Here is a 16,629-nt window from a genome sequence, read left to right on the forward strand (position 1 = left end):
CGGAGGACCGGGGCGCGGCGTTCGTGCAGGGTCGTGCTACCGGCCGACGTCGGACTGCCGGGCGGCCCGGATCAGCTTCGTGGCCTCCTGCGGGGTGATGACGTCGGCGTCGTCGAGCTGGTCGGCGACCTGGGTCACGTGGAGCACGAAGGCGCTGTGGCTGACCCACGCCCCGTCCGCGTCGATCAGGTCGGCGATCGTGCACCCGTTGCCGGTGTCCACGTTCGCCACCCTGCTGTCCTTGTCGCCGATGATCACCGTGGGGCGCTCGTCGGAGACGGGGCACGCGTCGATCGTGGACCGCGACACGGAGAACCGGAGGGTGCCCGTGCGGGTCACGTTCCCGGCGTTGTCCGTGGCCCGGTAGGCCATGGCGTGCGCCCCCGGGTCCGTGACGTCGAACGGGCCCGTGTACTCCCGGAACGCGGAGTCGCCGAACGCGTACTCGATGAACGCGACCCCCGACTCGTCGTCCCGCGCGGTGATCGACACCGTGGCGACCTCGAGGTAGACCCCGTAGTCGTCCTGGTCGCCGTCGACCTGCGCGGACGCGATCGGCGGCGTGACGTCCGGCGGGTCCGCGCCGCCCACCACGACCAGCTCCACGGAGCCCGGCTCCGAAGTGTTGCCGGCCGCGTCGGTGGCCCGGTAGGTGAGCGTGTGCGGACCCGTCACGTCGACCAGCACGGGGTCGCCGTAGTCGGACCAGCCCCCGCCGTCCAGGTCGTACTCGACGCTCGCCACCTCCGACGCCTCGTCCTCGGCCGTCAGGTGCACCGTGGCCGAGCCGACGTAGGCACCGTCCTCGTCCTGCTCGCCCATGACGTGGGCGGTCACGGTCGGGGGAGTGGTGTCCTCCTGCGAGGGCTCGACCACGGTGAACGTCGCCGAACCCTCCTCGGAGACGTTGCCGGCGTTGTCCGTGGCCCGGTACGTCACCGTGTGCTCGCCGGGTGCGTCGACCACCACGGGATCCGTGTAGGCCGCGTACCCGGCACCGTCGAGGTCGTACTCGACGCTCGCCACGCCCGACCCGGCATCCAGCGCCGCCAGGTTCACGGTGGCCGTGCCCACGTAGGCGCCGGCGTCGTCGAGCTCGCCGGTGACCTCGGCCGTCACGACGGGTGCCGTCGTGTCCTCGCCGTCGGCGGAGACCACGGTGACCTCCACGGTGCCGGGCTCGGAGACGTTGCCCGCGTTGTCCGTGGCGCGGTACGCCAGCGAGTAGGTGCCCGGCTCGTCGAGGACCACGGGCTCGCCGTACGGGCCGAACTCCCCGCCGTCGAGCGCGTACTCGACGGAGGCGACGCCGGAGCTGTCGTCCTCGGCCGCCAGGCTCACGGTGGCCGACCCGATGTAGGCGCCGGTGCCGTCCTGCTGCCCGGCCACCTGCGGGGTCACGACCGGGGCCGTGGTGTCCTCGCCCGGGTCCTCGGTGACCACGAGCTCGCCCGTCATCGTGCCGTGCCCCGGGATCGCGCAGAAGTACCGGTACGTGCCCGGGGTCAGGACGACCTCGGCCTCGTAGCGGCCCCCGTTGGCGTCCAGAGGGTTGGCCAGGATGTCCAGCGTGACGTCGTGGTTGTACCCCGGCGTGCTGGTGTCGAACGTCAGCGTGTGGCTCATGGCGATGTTGTTGCCCGTGGCCGTGCTGTTCTCGAAGACGATCGTCGTGGCCCCCGCCGTGGCGGTGTCCGGCGCCGACGCGTACTGCGAGACGCTCGCGCTCGCCGTCCAGGTCAGGACCTGGTCGGCCGCCTCGGCGGTGGTGGCGGCCGCGGTGGCGCCCGCCTCGTCCTGCGCATGGTTCTTCCCCTTGGCCTTCGGGGGCGACCACGCGGTGACGCCCTCTTCGTGGGGCTCCGCCGCGATGGCGCCGACCGGGGCCAGCGGTAGTGCCACGAGGGCACCGACCGCCAGCCCGGCCAGGAGGCGGGACAGCTGCTGTCTCATGGACCTACCTCTCCTGTTCGCGGTCCGGGGCGTGCTCACAGGTCACGCACCCGGATGTTGCGGAACTCCATGGCGTCCGCGTCGCTGTGGTTCTGCAGCCCGATGAACCCCGTGAGGAACTGCCGCAGGTCCGTGGGCGGGTCGCCGGCGCGCGAGGACTCCTTGCCCGGCGAGTTCTCGAACTCGTTGATCACCACGCCGTTGCGGATGATCGTGTACTGCTGGCCGACCACCTGGATCTCGTAGTCGTTCCACTCGCCCTTGGGGGTCACCCCGGCCTCGTCCAGGCCGTTCGGGTCGAAGTTGTACACGGATCCCGTCTTCTGGGGCTCCCCGGTCGTCCCGTCGTAGATCTGGATCTCGTGGCCGCAGTAGATCGCCACCCACGCCTCGGCGTCGGTGCCCTGCCCGCACTCGGGCCGCTCGTCCTGCGGGACGCGCGGGTCGGGGAACCGGGTGAAGACGCCGCTGTTGGCGTGCCCGTCACCGGGCGCGACGTCCTTGAACTGGAGCTTGAGCGAGAAGTCGCCCAGCTCCTCGCCCGGGTACCAGAGCATGCCCAGGCCGCCCTGCGCCCGGATCGACCCGTCCGGCTTCAGGTCGAAGTGCCCGCCTGGCGCCTGCCGCCAGCCGGCCAGGGACTCGGCGGTGCCGTCGAACAGCCACCGGTAACCGGTGGGGCTGCCCTCCGCGCCGATGCCCGACTCCTCGGCCGCCGCCAGCAGCGCGGTGCGCTCCTTGCGGGTGATCACCTTGTCCGCCAGGAGCTGGTTCGCCACCGCGGTCACGTGGTTCACGAACCGGCCGTTCGTGTCCCACTCGGCCTCGTCCCGGATCAGGTCCGCGATCGTGCAGCCGCCCAGGTCGTCGTTGGCCACGCCGCTGTCGACGTCACCGATCCAGACCGTGTCCCGGTCGTCCGGGATGGTGCACTCGGTGGTCACCGGCACGTCGAGGGTCGTCGTCTCGCCGTCGGCGTAGGTCACCGTCAGCGTCGCCTCGTAGCTGCCCACGCGGGCGTAGGTGTGCCGCGGGTCGGCCTCGGTGGAGGTGGTGCCGTCACCGAAGTCCCAGGCGTAGGAGACGCCGCCCGAGTCGCTGCCCGTGAACGCGACCGTCAGCGGGTCGCTCTGCACGCTCGCCCCGGCGCCGGCCGGCAGCGGGGTCGGCGGGCCACCCGTGTAGCTGATCCGGACCAGCTTCTGGCTGTTGGTCAGCGAGAAGAAGCCGCCGCCGTAGTCGAGCAGGTACAGCGCCCCGTCCGGACCGAACTTGGCGTCCATCCACTGCTGCACCTCGGCGTTGCCGTTGCCGCCCGAGATGATCTGGCGCAGGTCCTCGGCGTAGACCGGGGGACCGGCCTCCTCGACCGTGTCCGGGTTCACCGTGACGGCGATCCGGTTGTTCGCGTTCGACTGGTCACCGATGAACCACTTGTCGTCCCAGTACGCCGGCCAGGCCACGCCGCTGTCGGTGTCGACCTCCGACCGGTGGTAGGTCGGGCCGTCCATCACGGCCTGACCACCGCCGCGCAGGTACGGCAGCGTGTAGGTGGCCTCGGAGTCGACGTACGACGGGATGCCCTCCTCGTTCTCGGGGAAGACCGGGCCGCCGCCGCTGGGCGAGTACCAGATCATGTTGTCCTTGACGGGAGGCAGGTCCACCAGGCCCGTGTTGCGGGGCGAGGTGTTCTTCGGGTTGTCGCAGTCGTACCAGCCGGTCAGGACGCTCGCGTCCTCGTTGCTCCGGTCGCGGTAGGGCTGCTTGTTGCCCATGCAGTACGGCCAGCCGTGGTTGCCCGCCTCCGTGATGATGGTGGCGGTCTCGTACTTGGCCGGGCCGAGCTCCGGGTCCGGCAGGCCGGCGTCCGGGCCCACCCAGGCGGCGGTCAGCCAGTCGTTCTGGGAGTCGTAGGCCAGGCGCGAGATGTTGCGCACGCCCATCACGTAGATCTCCGGCCGCGTCTTGTCGGCCGGGTACTCGCCCTCCGGGAAGAGGTTGCCCTCGGGGATCGTGTACGTGCCGTCCGGCTCCGGGTGGATCCGCAGGATCTTGCCGTTCAGGTCGTTCGTGTTGCCCGCCGTGCGGCGCGCGTCCTGGAACGAGATGCCCGCGAACTCCTGGGTCCAGTTGTTGCCGGAGTAGCCGTCCGAGCCGCCCGACGAGTTGCTGTCACCCGAACCGATGTACAGGTTGCCCTCGTCGTCGAAGTCCATGCCGCCGCCCGCGTGGCAGCAGCTGTGGATCTGCGTGTCCCAGTGCAGCAGGTCCACGCGCGTGGCCTGGTCGATGGTGTTCGCCTCGGCGTCGTACGTGAAGCGCGACACCGTCCGCTGGCCCACGCGGCGCTCGACGTCGATCGACTCGTGCGGCATCCAGTAGAGGTAGACCCACTGGTTCTCCTCGAAGTTCGGGTCCAGCGTGATGCCGAGCAGACCCTCCTCGTTCTTGACCAGCTCGCTGCCGCTGCCGCGGTTGCCCATCACGTCGAGCGTGGTCAGCAGCGTCGTCGTCTCGCTCTCCGGGTCCCAGCGGTGCACCGTGCCGCAGCCCAGGCCCACGTCCGGGTCCTCCCACGGCACGACCGGCCCCGAGGGGCAGGCGGCCTTGCCGATGTAGAAGACGCCGCCGTCGGGCGCGACCGTCAGGCCGTGCGGCTCGCCGATCTGGTCGAGCGTGCCCGCGGCGTTCTGCGCCGTCAGGCGCTCCGACTCGTAGTTGGCCGCGATGGTGGCCTGGCAGTCGCCGCGCACCATGCCCGTGGACCACAGCAGACCGCCCAGCAGGTGGTCGCGGAATCCCTCCTCGGCGTAGCTCGCCGCCGTGCCGCCCATGCCGGTGTAGAACGACCGGCCGCCGTCGTAGTCCCGGCACCACGAGATCGGGTGGAACGCGCCGTTCGCGCCCTCGCCCGGCTCGTAGTCCCACTCCTGGACCTGGGCCACGGTGTGCACGTCACCGATCGGGTTGGGCGACCAGTTCAGCCACCGGTCCGACCGGGTCCAGTTCTGGGGCAGGCCCTCGCCCGCCGGGTGCGCGGGGTCCAGGACGTTGACCGTCGCCTCCTGCACCGGCACCACCGGGTCCGGCTCCTGCTCGCCCGAGGCGTCGAAGAGCTGGATCTCGGCGAGCTGGGTGAGGTCGTCACCTGCGTTCGCCGTGATGTCCAGGCGGTAGTGCTGGTAGGCCGTCTCGTTCTCGAACCGGTAGTCCTGCGCCGTGAAGCGCTCCGGGAAGTCCTGGTCCGCCTGCGAGTCCAGGTCGGTCCACGTCTCGCCGTCGGCCGAGCCCTGCAGCGTCCAGTCCTGGGGGTCGCGCCCAGCGAAGTCGTTCGCCGACGTGAGCGCGTAGCGCGTGGCGACCGCGGGCTCGGCCAGCTCCAGGTCGATCACCGCGGTGGGCTCGAACGCGAGCCACTTGGTGTTCGAGTCGCCGTCGATCAGGTTCGGCGCGTCCTCGTTCGGCGGGTTCTCGGCGCTCGCGGTGACGCTCGCGACGTCCAGCGGGTCCGGCAGGTTGCCGGCCGGCCGGGTGCCGATCAGGCCCGTGAACCACTGGGAGCGGTCCTGGGCGCGCGCGGCGTCGCGCACGCCCAGGAAGCCGCCGCCGGCCTGCACGTAGCCCTTGAGCGCGTCCTCCTGCGCGGTGCTCATCTCGACGCCCTCCGCCGAGAGGAAGACCACGCCGCGGTAGGCGGCGAGGTTCTTCGCGGTGAACACCTTCGGGTCGCTGGCGGTCTCCACGGTGAACCCGTGCTCGGCACCCAGCTCGCGGAAGGTCCGCACCGCCGTCGTCACGGGGTCGCGCTGCTGCGCGGGCGCCCCGTAGAAGACGAGCACGGTGACGTCGGCCGCGTCCTGCGTCGCGGCCGCCACGGGGGCGGCGTCCGCCACCGTGGTGCGCTGGGCCTGGGCGGGGACCGTCGCCATGCTGACGACGAGCGCCGCACCGGCGAGCGCGGCGAACGTCCCGCGTGCCGTCCTGCGCGAGGCGTCCGCCCCGCGGATCCTTCGTCGTTCTGTCCGTTCCATTGCTGCTCCCTTCACCACGCCTGTGTCGCGTGGGTGCATGGCGGTCAGTGGCCGGTGTGGCTGTCGCTCGAGGACTCGGTGGTCTCGGCGGTCTTGGTGGCGGTCGTGTGCCCGCCGTGCTCGTGGAACCGGTCGATGGCGTCCTGCGCGCCCTCGGGCATGGAGCCGTCGGCGTTGCGCACCAGGAAGATGCCGGCCATGCCGCCGTCCGAGTGGAACTGGACGTGGCAGTGGTACATCCAGGCGCCCGCGCCCACCTTCTGCCCGGCCTTGACCTGGAAGCCGAACGAGTCGCCCGGGTTGAGGTCGCGGGTGTCGATCACCTGGCTGGGGTCGTCCGGGCCCGTGAGGTAGCCGGTGCGGTTGTTCGCCCAGCGGTGGGCGTGCAGGTGGAAGGTGTGGAGCTGGTCCCCGTGGCCGATCGCGACGAACTCGACGGTCTCGCCGAGGTTCGCCTCCAGCATCGGGGTGTCGGGCGCCACCTTGTTGTTGATGGTCATGTCGTTGAACACCACCGTGTAGGTGCGGTCGGGCAGGATGTCGCCCTTGCGGCGCACCACGAGGCCGCCGTACAGGCCCGCGCGCAGGCCCGCCGTGCCGTGCTCGCCGTCCATCGCGTGGTCGTGGTAGTGCCAGTAGCCCGCGGAGCCGGCCACCCAGTGGCCGTCGTCGAGCTGGGTCTGCACGTGGCTGCGCCACGTGTAGGTGCGGGTCTCGCCGGGCTCGTTGAACGAGGCGTTGAAGGGGCTGCCGTCCGAGTCGGTCGAGTAGTCCACGCCGTGCGGGTGGATCGACAGCCGCTTGTCGGTGTTGTTGACGAGCTCGATCTGCAGGGTGTCGCCCTCCCACATCTCCAGCAGGGGGCCGGGGATGGTGGCCTTGCCCGGGGCCAGCCCGTAGCCGTACTGGCCGCCGGGCAGGGCCTCGGCGTAGATGGTGATGTGCCGGGTGGTGCCCAGCGTGGTGATCGGGCCCGGTCCGGCGGCGACCGCGCTGTCGGCGCCGAGCGCGAGCGCGGCGGTCGGCGCCATCAGGCCGGCGAGGGTTCCGGTCAGGACGGTACGGCGGGACACACCGCCCGATGCGGGGCGGTGGTCAGTGCTGTGCTCAGGCATGCGTCTCCGTTCGACACCGTCGGGTCGCGGTCAGGCCGGCCCGACGAGACAGGGATCGGGAGGGAGGGGAGTCGCTGACAGCGGTGTCACGAGGTGGACCACATCGTCGTTGCCTCCCAGGACGTCGGCTGATGACCGTCAGCGGCGACGGTCGTGCCCTCAGGACGCATACGGCCGCCTTGCCGGTATGGCGACAGATGGCTCGCATGCGTGTTGTGCACCACAAGGTGGCTTTGTGAACCTATGGCGACTTCTGCCGAGTGTCAAGCAAAAGATGAAGGTCGATCGTCAGACTTCGTCGGCTCGCACCGGTAAAAGGTGGTTACGGCAGGAGCACCAGGGCCGCCGTCGCGACGAGGACTGCGCCGGTGAGCAGGCCGGTCAGCGGGTGGACGAGCGCCACGGTGGGCCGGTGGCCCCGGGGGTGCGGGACGGCCCGCAGCACCCAGCCCAGCGGCCAGGCGGCCAGTGCGACGGCGATCCCGGCCGCGGCGCCGAGGTAGAGCGCGGGGACGTCGAGGGTGTTCGCGATCACCGCCACCTGGAGCGCCGTCGAGATCGCGACGACCGTCGGGATCAGGTGCACCCGCTGCTTGCCCACGGTCACGGCGGCCTTGGCCTCGTCCTTCGCGGCTGCCACCGCCCGGCGGTACCGGCTCGCCAGCAGGCCGGTGCACAGGCGGGTCAGGCCGGCGTGCACCGCCAGGGCGGCGACGTAGATGCTCGCGACCCGCCCGGTCACGACCGTGCCGTCCGGCCAGGCCCGTGCGGCGGCCAGGGCGCCGAGGGCTGCGACGACGCCGGCCAGGACCAGCCCGGCGACCGGGGCCAGGCGGGTCCACGGGCCCGAGTGCCGGACCGTCCAGCCGAACCACAGCGCGCCCAGGATGCTGACCGCGGTCGCCGCCAGGGCGTGGTCGCTCGCGTACTCCATCGTTCTTCCCTCCACCCGGGACCGGCGCCGTGAAATCGGCACAAACCGGGCGCAAGCCTAAGACGTCCGCGCAGGTCAGGGAAGGTTTCGGATATCTGGCTGGTGATGTCGCGCGATGTTCACCGAGGGGTTCAGGCGGAGTTCACCGCGCCCGCCGTGACGTGCCCGAGGACCGCGCCGAGCGTCTCCGGCGCGTCCAGCACGCCGTTGTGCCCGGCGTCCGGCTCCACCAGCCGGCTGCCCGGGTGTGCGGCGTGCAGCGCGCGTGACGAGGCCGGCGGGATCTCCCGGTCGCGCGACCCGTGCACGAACAGGGCGGGCGCCGCCACGGGGTGGCGGAAGAGGTCGAAGCGGGCGGCGGGATCCGGTTCGTCGGGGAAGAGTCGTGCGGCCACCCGTCGTGCGTGCCGGTCGTGCAGGGTCGCCGGGAGGTCGATCGCCCGGACGAACCCGTCGTTCAGGGCGTCGAACGACGGTGCGGCGGCGACGGCGGTGTACGTCGCGGCGTCCACGCCCTCCGTGACGGCGGTGCCCGCGGCGAGCGCCCCGAACGAGTGCCCGACGATGCCGGCCAGCGGCCCGGCGTCGTCGGCGATGCGGCGGATGATCGCGAGGTGGTCGAGGATCGTCGTGTACCGGCCGGTCGAGTCGCCGTGGGCCACGGCGTCGTAGGCCAGGACGTGGCGGCCCGACCGTTCCAGGGTCTCGACGAGGCGCGCGAACCGCGACGCCCGCGACCGCCAGCCGTGCACCAGCAGCACCGGGTCACCGGCCGGGTCGCCCCAGGCGTAGGTGACGACCCGCTCGCCGGCCACGCGCAGCTCGCCGCGGCGGGCGCGCTCGTGGACGGCGCGGTCGGCGGTGCGCACCGGCGCGGGCGCGCCGATCGTGCGGAAGGCGCGGTAGGACGCGGCCAGCGCGAGCGGCGGCGCGACGCGGCCGGTGACCCGGAACGCGGCGCGGACGGCGGGGTGGATCCGGGGCATGGGAGCTCCTGTCGGGAGAAATCTGGACGACCGTACGGATAGTATCCGAACGGTCGTACACTTTCCACCATGGCGAGCGACGCGGGTACCGGCACCGAGACCGACGGCAGGCGCCTGCGCGGCGACCGCACCCGCCGCACCGTGCTCGACACCGCCGTGCAGGAGGCCTCCGTGAGCGGCCTGGAGGCGCTGTCGTTCGGCGCGCTCGCGGCGTCCGCCCCCGTGAACAAGAGCGCCATCGCCGGGCTGTTCGGGTCCAAGGAGGGGCTCCAGCTCGCCGCCGTCGAGCGCGCGCGCCAGATCTACACCGAGCACGTGATCGTCCCGGCCCGGTCCGCCCCGCGCGGCCTGCCGCGGCTGTGGGCGCTCGTGCTGGCCTGGACCGCGTACTCCCGGGCGCGCGTGTTCCGGGGCGGCTGCTTCTTCCGCACGGTCGAGGTCGAGTTCGACATGCGCACCGGCGCCGTACGCGACGCCGTCGTGGCGGCGCAGCGCGACTGGGAGGCGTACCTGGTGCACCAGGCGCAGCTCGCGGCGCAGGCCGGCGACCTGTCCGGCGACACGGACCCGGAGCAGGTCGCGTTCGAGGTGAACGCGCTGCTCAACGCCGCGAACGACCGGTCCCTGCTGCTGGGCGACGATCGCGTGTACGACCGGGCGCTGGCGGCGGCGCGGGCCCTGCTCGTGGCCCACGGCGCCGACCTGGCCGCCCTGGACCGGGGTGTCACCGCGCGGGGTTAAGGTCGGGCGGTGAGCTCCTCCGCATCCGCACGCAAGCAGCTGGTCGCCCTCGCCGAGCGAGGCTTCGAGGGGCCGTGGCGGCACGCGCGCGGCGACTTCACCGCGGACGCCCGGCCCGCCTCCGTGCTCGTGCTGTTCGGCGTGCTCGACGACCTGCCCGCCGACCGCGCCGCGAACCCCGACGTCGCGGTGCCGGCCGATCTCGACGTGCTGCTCCTGGCCCGTGCCGCGACGCTGCGCAGCCACGCCGGGCAGGTCGCCTTCCCGGGTGGCCGGGCCGAGGACGGGGAGGACGCCGTCGCGGCCGCCCTGCGCGAGGCGGAGGAGGAGACCGGGCTCGACCCCGCCGGGGTGGAGGTGCTGGGCGCGTTCGGCGAGCTGCCGATGCCCGTCAGCAACCACGTGGTCACACCCGTGCTCGGCTGGTGGGCCCGCCCCACGCCCGTGCGCGTGGTGGACGTCGCCGAGTCGGCCCACGTGTTCCGCGCCCCCGTGGCCGACCTGCTCGACCCGGGCAACCGCTTCACCACGGTGCTGCGCCGCGGCCGCCAGACCTGGCGCGGACCGGGCTTCCACGTGCACGACGGCGACCTCACCCACCTCGTGTGGGGGTTCACCGCGGGCATCCTCGACGCCGTGTTCGACCAGCTCGGCTGGACCGAGCCCTGGGACCGCACCCGAGAGCTGGGCATCGCGTGATGCCCGAGGAGGAACCGATGACCGACGTGACCCGCGACGCCATCCGCGCGGCCGAGGCCCTGATCCGCCCGCACGTGCGGCACACCCCGGTGCTGGAGGCCGACCTGGCCGACTTCGGCCGCCCCGCGCACTCGCTGGCGCTCAAGCTGGAGTGCCTCCAGCACTCCGGCTCGTTCAAGGCGCGGGGCGCGTTCACCAGCCTGCTCACCCGCGACGTGCCCGACGCCGGCGTCGTGGCCGCGTCGGGCGGCAACCACGGGGCCGCCGTCGCCTACGCCGCGGCCCGGCTGGGCATCCCCGCGACGATCTTCGTGCCGAGCGTGACGTCGGCGGCCAAGGCCGACCGCATCCGCGGCTACGGCGCCAAGCTCGTGGTGGGCGGCGACCGCTACGCCGACGCCCTGGCCGCCAGCGAGGAGTTCGTCGCCGGCACCGGCGCCATGACCGTGCACGCCTACGACCAGGTGGAGACGCTGACCGGCCAGGGCACCCTCGGCCTGGAGATCGCCCAGGACCTGCCCGACCTCGACACCCTGCTGGTGGCCGTGGGTGGCGGCGGGCTGATCGGCGGCATCTCAGCCTGGTTCCGCGGCGACGTGCGCGTCGTGGCCGTGGAGCCCGAGGGTGCGCCGACCCTGCACCGCGCCCTCGCGGCCGGCGAACCGGTCGACGCACCCACCGAGGGCATCGCCGCCGACTCGCTCGCGCCCCAGCAGGTGGGCCGCCTCATGTTCCCCCTGGCCCAGCAGTTCGTCGAGCGCTCCGTGCTGGTCACCGACGAGGCCATCGCGGCCGCCCAGCACTCCCTGTGGGAGACGGCCCGCGTCGTGGCCGAGCCGGGCGGGGCGACGGCGCTCGCCGCCGTGCTGTCCGGCGCCTATGTGCCCGCACCGGGGGAGCGGGTCGCGGTGCTGGTGTGCGGCGCGAACACGACCGCCGTCCGGCTCTAGGCCGTCGCTCAGCCCAGGAGCTGCTCCACCGCGTGCTCGCCGACGCCCACCATGACCGGGTGGGTGTCCGGGTAGGAGAAGCAGATCGTCGTGTACAGCAGCGCCCAGCCCTGGGCACGGCGCCACATCCCGGCGTCCCAGCCGCGCCCGCCCCGGGCCTGGGCGTCGACCACGGCCCGGAACCGACGGCGGCCTTCGGCGTCGAACGTGAGCCACATGGCGCCCAGGTCGGACGCCGGGTCGCCGCTGGTCACGTCGCCGAAGTCGATCACGGCGGCCAGCCGGCCGCCCGCGGTCACGAGGTTGGCCGGGTGCGGGTCGCCGTGCAGCCACATCGGGGCGCCGTCGTACTCCGGGGCGCTCGCGGCGTCCGCCCACAGGGCGCGGGCGCGACGGTGCAGCCGCTCCGGCAGCAGGCCGAGGCGGTCCTCGAACGTGGCCTCGCGCTCGCCGACCGGGATGCCGCGGAACCTGTTTCCGGGGGCGTCGTCGGGCGCCGGCTGGTGCAGCGCCACGAACACCCGGGCGAGGTGCTCGGCCCACGGCGTGCGCTCGGCGGGCGGGACGAGCGCGGCGGCGACGCCGTCCACCCACCGGACCACGCCCCACGGCCACGGGTAGCCGAGTGCGTCGCTGGGTGTGCCGACGCGGACCGGCGTGGGCACGGGGACGGGCAGGCGTGGCGCCAGCAGCGGGAGCACGCTGTGCTCGTTGCGCATGAGCTGCGCGCCGAGCTCGCGGCGCGGCAGGCGCAGGGCGAGGTCGTCGCCCAGCCGGACCACCACGTTGTCCCACCCGTTGGCCACCAGCTCCAGCGGCAGGCGGGCGAGGTCGGGATGCTGCTCCTGCAGGAGCGCCCGGGCGAGGTCGACGGTCACGTCGAGGTCGGCGGCGACCACGGTTTCCTCCTTCGTCGGGGCGCGCAAACCCGGGCGCGCCGGATGAGGTGCCGGATGGGGGGTGGAGGAGGACAACCTTACGGCCTCAGCCGCGAGGGTCCCCGTGCGGGGTGCCTGCGGGAGCCGACGAGTGGATACTGACCGCATGGCCACGACCTGGACCGACGGTGACCCGGTCGCCTTCGTCGAGCGTGCCGCGCCCGCCGTCCGCCGCCGGGACGCGCACACCCTGCTCGAGCTGATGCGTCGCGTCACCGGTCAGGAGCCGCGCATGTTCGGCACGTCGATGGTCGGCTTCGGCCAGTACCGGTACGAGTACGCGAGCGGTCGTTCGGGCCAGGCGCCGGCGGCGAGCTTCGCGCCGCGCAAGGCGGCCACCACGGTGTACCTGCCGGACGGCGTCGGCGCGCACGAGGAGCTGCTGGCCCGGCTCGGGCCGCACACCACGGGTGTCGGCTGCCTCTACGTCAAGGACCTGGAGCAGGTCGACCTCGGCGTGCTGGAGGAGATCGTGCGGCGGTCCTGGTCCGCCGTCACCGCCGGTACGTTCGGACGACGGGCGCGTGAGTCCTGACGGGCGCGGGAACGCGCCCGGATGCGGTGTCACGCCGGGAACGTTCGGCGACCCGATCGCGTTGACACCAGGCCCCGACCACGAGGAGACCCGGTGCCGTCACGCCAGACCGAGCAGTTCCCCGACCAGCGCTCCGCCGAGCAGGTGCTGGTCGACGTCCTGTACGCCCGCCTCGACACCGAGGTGGCCCGCGTGCAGGCCGACCTGGCGGAGGCGTTGCGTGCCCCGTCCGGCGACCCCGAGGAGGCCTACACTCGCGAGGTGCGGGTCGCGATGCTCGACCGGCGCGCCCGCACGCTCGACGCCGCCGAGCACCACCTCTGCTTCGGCCGCATCGACGGCGCCGACGGCCGCACCCTGCACATCGGCCGCACCGGGCTGAGCGACGGTGACCACCAGCTCCTCGTCGACTGGCGGGCCGAGGCCGCGCGACCCTTCTACGCCGCTACCGCCGCCCACCCGATGGGCCTGCGCCGCCGCCGACACCTGGCCCTGGACGGGCGCCGGGTCGCCCGCGTGAGCGACGAGATCCTGGACGGCACCGAGCCGGGGCCGCACGACGTGGTCGGGGACGGCCCGCTGCTGGAGGCGATCAGCGCGCGGCGCACCGGCCGCATGCGGGACGTGGTCTCCACGCTCCAGGCCGAGCAGGACGCGATCATCCGTTCGGCGCACCGCGGTGTGACCGTCGTGGAGGGCGGTCCCGGCACGGGCAAGACCGTGGTCGCGCTGCACCGTGCGGCCTACGTGCTGGCGGGCTTCGAGGAGGCGCGGGCCGACGGCGTGCTCGTGCTGGGGCCGAACACCCGGTTCCTCGACTACATCGCGGAGGTGCTGCCGTCGCTCGGCGAGAACGACGTGGCCATGAGCACGGCGGACCGCCTGCTCGGCGACGCGCTGGGCCTGCCCGGGATCCCCGAGGCAGGTCACGAGCTGCGGCGCGTCGCGGGTGACGCGCGCCTGGCGGACGAGCTGGCCGAGGTGGTGGCGGGCTACCAGGCGGCGTCCGGCACGCTGACGGTGCGGGTGGACGGCGACCCGGTCACGCTGGACGAGCACGCGCTCGCAGAGGCGCGGGAGACCGCGGTCGGCACCGGCCTGCCGCACAACCAGGCGCGGGCCGTGTTCAAGGACCTGGTCGTGGACGTCGTGGCCGACGAGGTGCAGGCGCGCGCCCGCGTGTTCCTCGCGAAGCTGGACGAGGACATCGAGGTGCTCACCGGCGGCGTGAACGTCGACAAGGCCGCGGCCGGGGACCTGGCGCGGCTCGGCTTCGCCCCGGACGACGGCGGCACCTTCGGGCACGCCGCCGCAGTGGCCGAGCTCGACCCCACCGCGCTGGCCGCGGAGCTCGCCGAGGACGTCGCGCTGGAGCGCGCGGTCGAGGCCGCGTGGCCCCGGCTCGTGCCGGAGGACGTGGTGCTGGACCTGCTCGACCGGCGCCCCGGGCTCGCGCCGGGCGGGGAGGCGGCCTGGACCACCGCCCACCTGCCGCTGCTCGACGAGGCCGCGCACCTGCTGGACGGGCCGCCCGCCCGGACCTACGGGCACGTGGTGGTCGACGAGGCGCAGGAGCTGACGCCCATGCAGTGGCGCTCGGTGCTGCGCCGCTGCCCCGGACGGTCCATGACCGTCGTGGGCGACCTGGCGCAGGCCGGGCCGGCGACCGGCGCGGCGTCGTGGGCGGACGCGCTGGGCCGGGACCTGGCGCGGCGGGCCGACGTGCGCACGCTGACCGTCTGCTACCGCACCACCGCCGAGGTGCTGGCCGAGGCCGCGCCGCTGCTCGCCCGGATCGCCCCCGGCCAGACGCCGGCCCGGGCGGTGCGGCACGGGGACGAGCCCCGCCGCCGTGCCGCGGGCGACGACCTCGCGGCGGCGGTCGTGGAGGAGGTCGGCCGCGAGCTGGCGCACGGCGACCTCGTGGCCGTCGTGGCGGCGGACGACGCCGTCCCCGGCCTGACCGAGGCCCTGGGCACCGCGGCGAACGCGGCCGGTGCGGTCCGGGTGGTGCCGGTGTCCCAGGTGCGTGGCCTGGAGTTCGACGCCGTGCTGGTCGCCGACCCCGGCGGCATCACCGCCGCACGGCCGGGCGGTGAGCGCGACCTCTACGTCGCGCTGACCCGCCCGACCCGGCGGCTCGTCGTGGTCGGCTGAGCCGGCGGCTACCAGGACGTGGCGACCGGCATGCCCTCCTGGTACCCGGCGGCCGACTGGATGCCGACCACGGCCCGGTCGGCGAACTCCGCCAGGGACCGCGCGCCCGCGTAGGTGCACGAGGAGCGCAGTCCCGAGGTGATCTCGTCGAGCAGGTCCTCGACGCCCGGCCGGGCCGGGTCGAGGTACATCTTGCCGGTGGAGATGCCCTCCTCGTACAGGGCCTTGCGGGCCCGCGCGAAGGCCGTGCCGCTCCCGGCGGTGCGGGCCGCGACGGCGCGCGCGGAGGCCATGCCGAACGAGTCCTTGTACAGGCGGCCCGTGCCGTCGTCCTTCAGGTCGCCGGGGGACTCGTACGTGCCGGCGAACCAGGAGCCCACCATCACCTGCGACGCGCCGGCGGCCAGCGCCAGGGCGACGTCGCGGGGGTGGCGCACCCCGCCGTCGGCCCAGACGTGCTTGCCGAGCTCGCGCGCCGCGGCCGCGCACTCCAGGACGGCGGAGAACTGCGGTCGCCCCACGCCGGTCTGCATGCGCGTGGTGCACATGGCGCCCGGGCCCACGCCGACCTTGAGGATGTCGGCGCCGGCGGCCACGAGGTCGCGCACGCCGTCGGCCGTGACCACGTTGCCGGCCACGACGGGCACGTCCGGGTCCACGGACCGCACCGCCTCCAGGGCGGCGAGCATCTTGGTCTGGTGACCGTGGGCGGTGTCGACCACGAGCACGTCCACGCCCGCGCCCAGCAGGTCCTTCGTCTTGGCGGCGACGTCGCCGTTGATCCCGACGGCGGCGCCGACGCGCAGGCGGCCCGACGCGTCGAGCGCGGGGGAGTAGATCGAGGAGCGCAGCGCGCCCTTGCGGGTCAGCACGCCGGCCAGGTGTCCGTCGCGCACGACGGGCGCCAGGTCGAGGCGGGCGGAGTGCAGCACGTCGAACGCCGCCTCCAGGCCGCCCGGCCCGTCCAGCAGCGCGGCGTCCAGGAGCTGCGGCTCGGCGGACATCACCTGGGCGACCTGCGTGAAACGGTCCACGTCCGCGCAGTCCGACTCGGTCACCACACCGACGGGCCGGCCGTCGGCCACGACCACCGCGGCGCCGTGCGCGCGCTTGCCGAGCAGGGTGAGCACGCTGTGCACGGTGTCGTGCGGCGAGACGACGACCGGTGTCTCGATCACGGGGTCCTTGGCCTTCACGTCCGCGACCACGGCCGCCACGACGTCGGCCGGGACGTCCTGCGGCAGGATCGCCAGCCCGCCGCGCCGGGCGACGGTCTCGGCCATGCGCCGGCCCGCCACCGCCGTCATGTTGGCGACCACGACGGGGACCGTGGTCCCGGTGCCGTCGTCGGAGGAGAGGTCGACGTCGAACCGCGAGGTCACGTCCGAGCGCGACGGCACGAGGAAGACGTCGCCGTAGGTGAGGTCGGTGGCCGGGGACTGCCCAGGGAGGAATCGCACGTTCACCAAGGGTAAAGAATTCTTCTGCTCGTGCCTATGAGTCCGGCCACATCGGTGTGGAGGTATCGCGGGCACCCCGGAGACAGCCGTGGCAGGAGTGCCGGGCGTGGCACAGTGGAGGGGTCGGGGA

At 73.6% G+C, this 16,629-nt stretch carries 12 protein-coding genes; 5 read left to right on the forward strand and 7 right to left on the reverse strand.

Features of this window, described 5'->3' with window-relative positions; translation table 11 throughout:
• Positions 1-36: 36 nt before the first annotated feature.
• The 5 genes from ACO229_RS04675 to ACO229_RS04695 all read right to left on the reverse strand — a co-directional run bounded on the left by ACO229_RS04675 (position 37) and on the right by ACO229_RS04695 (position 9,019).
• On the reverse strand, positions 37-1,953 hold the full coding sequence (locus tag ACO229_RS04675) for an OmpL47-type beta-barrel domain-containing protein (protein WP_397413685.1): 1,917 nt from the start codon (positions 1,951-1,953) through the stop codon (positions 37-39).
• A 35-nt stretch (positions 1,954-1,988) separates the two neighbouring features.
• On the reverse strand, positions 1,989-5,984 hold the full coding sequence (locus tag ACO229_RS04680; RefSeq protein WP_423463958.1) for a ThuA domain-containing protein: 3,996 nt from the start codon (positions 5,982-5,984) through the stop codon (positions 1,989-1,991).
• A 44-nt stretch (positions 5,985-6,028) separates the two neighbouring features.
• Positions 6,029-7,099, reverse strand: a complete 1,071-nt coding sequence (locus ACO229_RS04685) for a multicopper oxidase domain-containing protein (protein ID WP_423463959.1) — start codon at positions 7,097-7,099, stop codon at positions 6,029-6,031.
• Between the two features lie 322 nt (positions 7,100-7,421).
• Positions 7,422-8,033 carry a hypothetical protein gene (locus tag ACO229_RS04690; protein WP_423463960.1) on the reverse strand — a complete coding sequence of 204 codons (612 nt, stop codon included), beginning with the start codon at positions 8,031-8,033 and terminating at the stop codon, positions 7,422-7,424.
• Positions 8,034-8,164: 131 nt separating this feature from the next.
• Positions 8,165-9,019 (reverse strand): alpha/beta fold hydrolase, encoded by an 855-nt coding sequence (locus ACO229_RS04695; RefSeq protein ID WP_423463961.1) that lies wholly within the window; start codon positions 9,017-9,019, stop codon positions 8,165-8,167.
• A gap of 69 nt (positions 9,020-9,088) precedes the next feature.
• On the opposite strand from ACO229_RS04695, the gene ACO229_RS04700 reads away from it, so the two are divergent.
• The 3 genes from ACO229_RS04700 to ACO229_RS04710 are packed head-to-tail and all read left to right on the forward strand — an operon-like array spanning position 9,089 to position 11,409.
• Positions 9,089-9,760: a TetR/AcrR family transcriptional regulator gene (locus ACO229_RS04700; RefSeq protein ID WP_423463962.1), complete on the forward strand. Its 672-nt coding sequence runs from the start codon at positions 9,089-9,091 to the stop codon at positions 9,758-9,760.
• Between the two features lie 9 nt (positions 9,761-9,769).
• Complete coding sequence (locus ACO229_RS04705; protein ID WP_397413672.1) at positions 9,770-10,459, forward strand: NUDIX hydrolase; 690 nt, start codon at positions 9,770-9,772, stop codon at positions 10,457-10,459.
• 17 nt (positions 10,460-10,476) lie between these two features.
• Entirely contained in the window at positions 10,477-11,409 is a 933-nt protein-coding gene (locus ACO229_RS04710) for a threonine/serine dehydratase (RefSeq protein ID WP_423463964.1), read from the forward strand.
• 8 nt (positions 11,410-11,417) lie between these two features.
• Here the strand turns inward: ACO229_RS04710 and ACO229_RS04715 are convergent, their stop codons facing one another.
• A complete protein-coding gene (locus ACO229_RS04715; RefSeq protein ID WP_397413668.1) occupies positions 11,418-12,308 on the reverse strand; it encodes an aminoglycoside phosphotransferase family protein in 891 nt (296 codons plus the stop codon).
• 145 nt (positions 12,309-12,453) lie between these two features.
• Here ACO229_RS04715 and ACO229_RS04720 point away from each other — a divergent pair, with 145 nt between their 5' ends.
• Together ACO229_RS04720 and ACO229_RS04725 are read left to right on the forward strand one after the other, a co-directional pair.
• Positions 12,454-12,882: a DUF1801 domain-containing protein gene (locus ACO229_RS04720; RefSeq protein WP_423463965.1), complete on the forward strand. Its 429-nt coding sequence runs from the start codon at positions 12,454-12,456 to the stop codon at positions 12,880-12,882.
• A gap of 93 nt (positions 12,883-12,975) precedes the next feature.
• Positions 12,976-15,039: a HelD family protein gene (locus ACO229_RS04725; protein WP_423463966.1), complete on the forward strand. Its 2,064-nt coding sequence runs from the start codon at positions 12,976-12,978 to the stop codon at positions 15,037-15,039.
• 8 nt (positions 15,040-15,047) lie between these two features.
• Here the strand turns inward: ACO229_RS04725 and ACO229_RS04730 are convergent, their stop codons facing one another.
• Entirely contained in the window at positions 15,048-16,499 is a 1,452-nt protein-coding gene (locus ACO229_RS04730) for a GuaB1 family IMP dehydrogenase-related protein (protein WP_423463967.1), read from the reverse strand.
• Positions 16,500-16,629: the final 130 nt, after the last annotated feature.

Source organism: Promicromonospora sp. MS192, assembly GCF_049532985.1.
Classification (GTDB): Bacteria; Actinomycetota; Actinomycetes; order Actinomycetales; family Cellulomonadaceae; genus Promicromonospora.

Coding starts and splice junctions, on each gene's coding strand:
- ACO229_RS04675 (WP_397413685.1), bottom strand. CDS start 1,953: ATGAGACAGCAGCTGTCCCGCCTCCTGGCCGGGCTGGCGGTCGGTGCC.
- ACO229_RS04680 (WP_423463958.1), bottom strand. CDS start 5,984: ATGGAACGGACAGAACGACGAAGGATCCGCGGGGCGGACGCCTCGCGC.
- ACO229_RS04685 (WP_423463959.1), bottom strand. CDS start 7,099: ATGCCTGAGCACAGCACTGACCACCGCCCCGCATCGGGCGGTGTGTCC.
- ACO229_RS04690 (WP_423463960.1), bottom strand. CDS start 8,033: ATGGAGTACGCGAGCGACCACGCCCTGGCGGCGACCGCGGTCAGCATC.
- ACO229_RS04695 (WP_423463961.1), bottom strand. CDS start 9,019: ATGCCCCGGATCCACCCCGCCGTCCGCGCCGCGTTCCGGGTCACCGGC.
- ACO229_RS04700 (WP_423463962.1), top strand. CDS start 9,089: ATGGCGAGCGACGCGGGTACCGGCACCGAGACCGACGGCAGGCGCCTG.
- ACO229_RS04710 (WP_423463964.1), top strand. CDS start 10,477: ATGACCGACGTGACCCGCGACGCCATCCGCGCGGCCGAGGCCCTGATC.
- ACO229_RS04720 (WP_423463965.1), top strand. CDS start 12,454: ATGGCCACGACCTGGACCGACGGTGACCCGGTCGCCTTCGTCGAGCGT.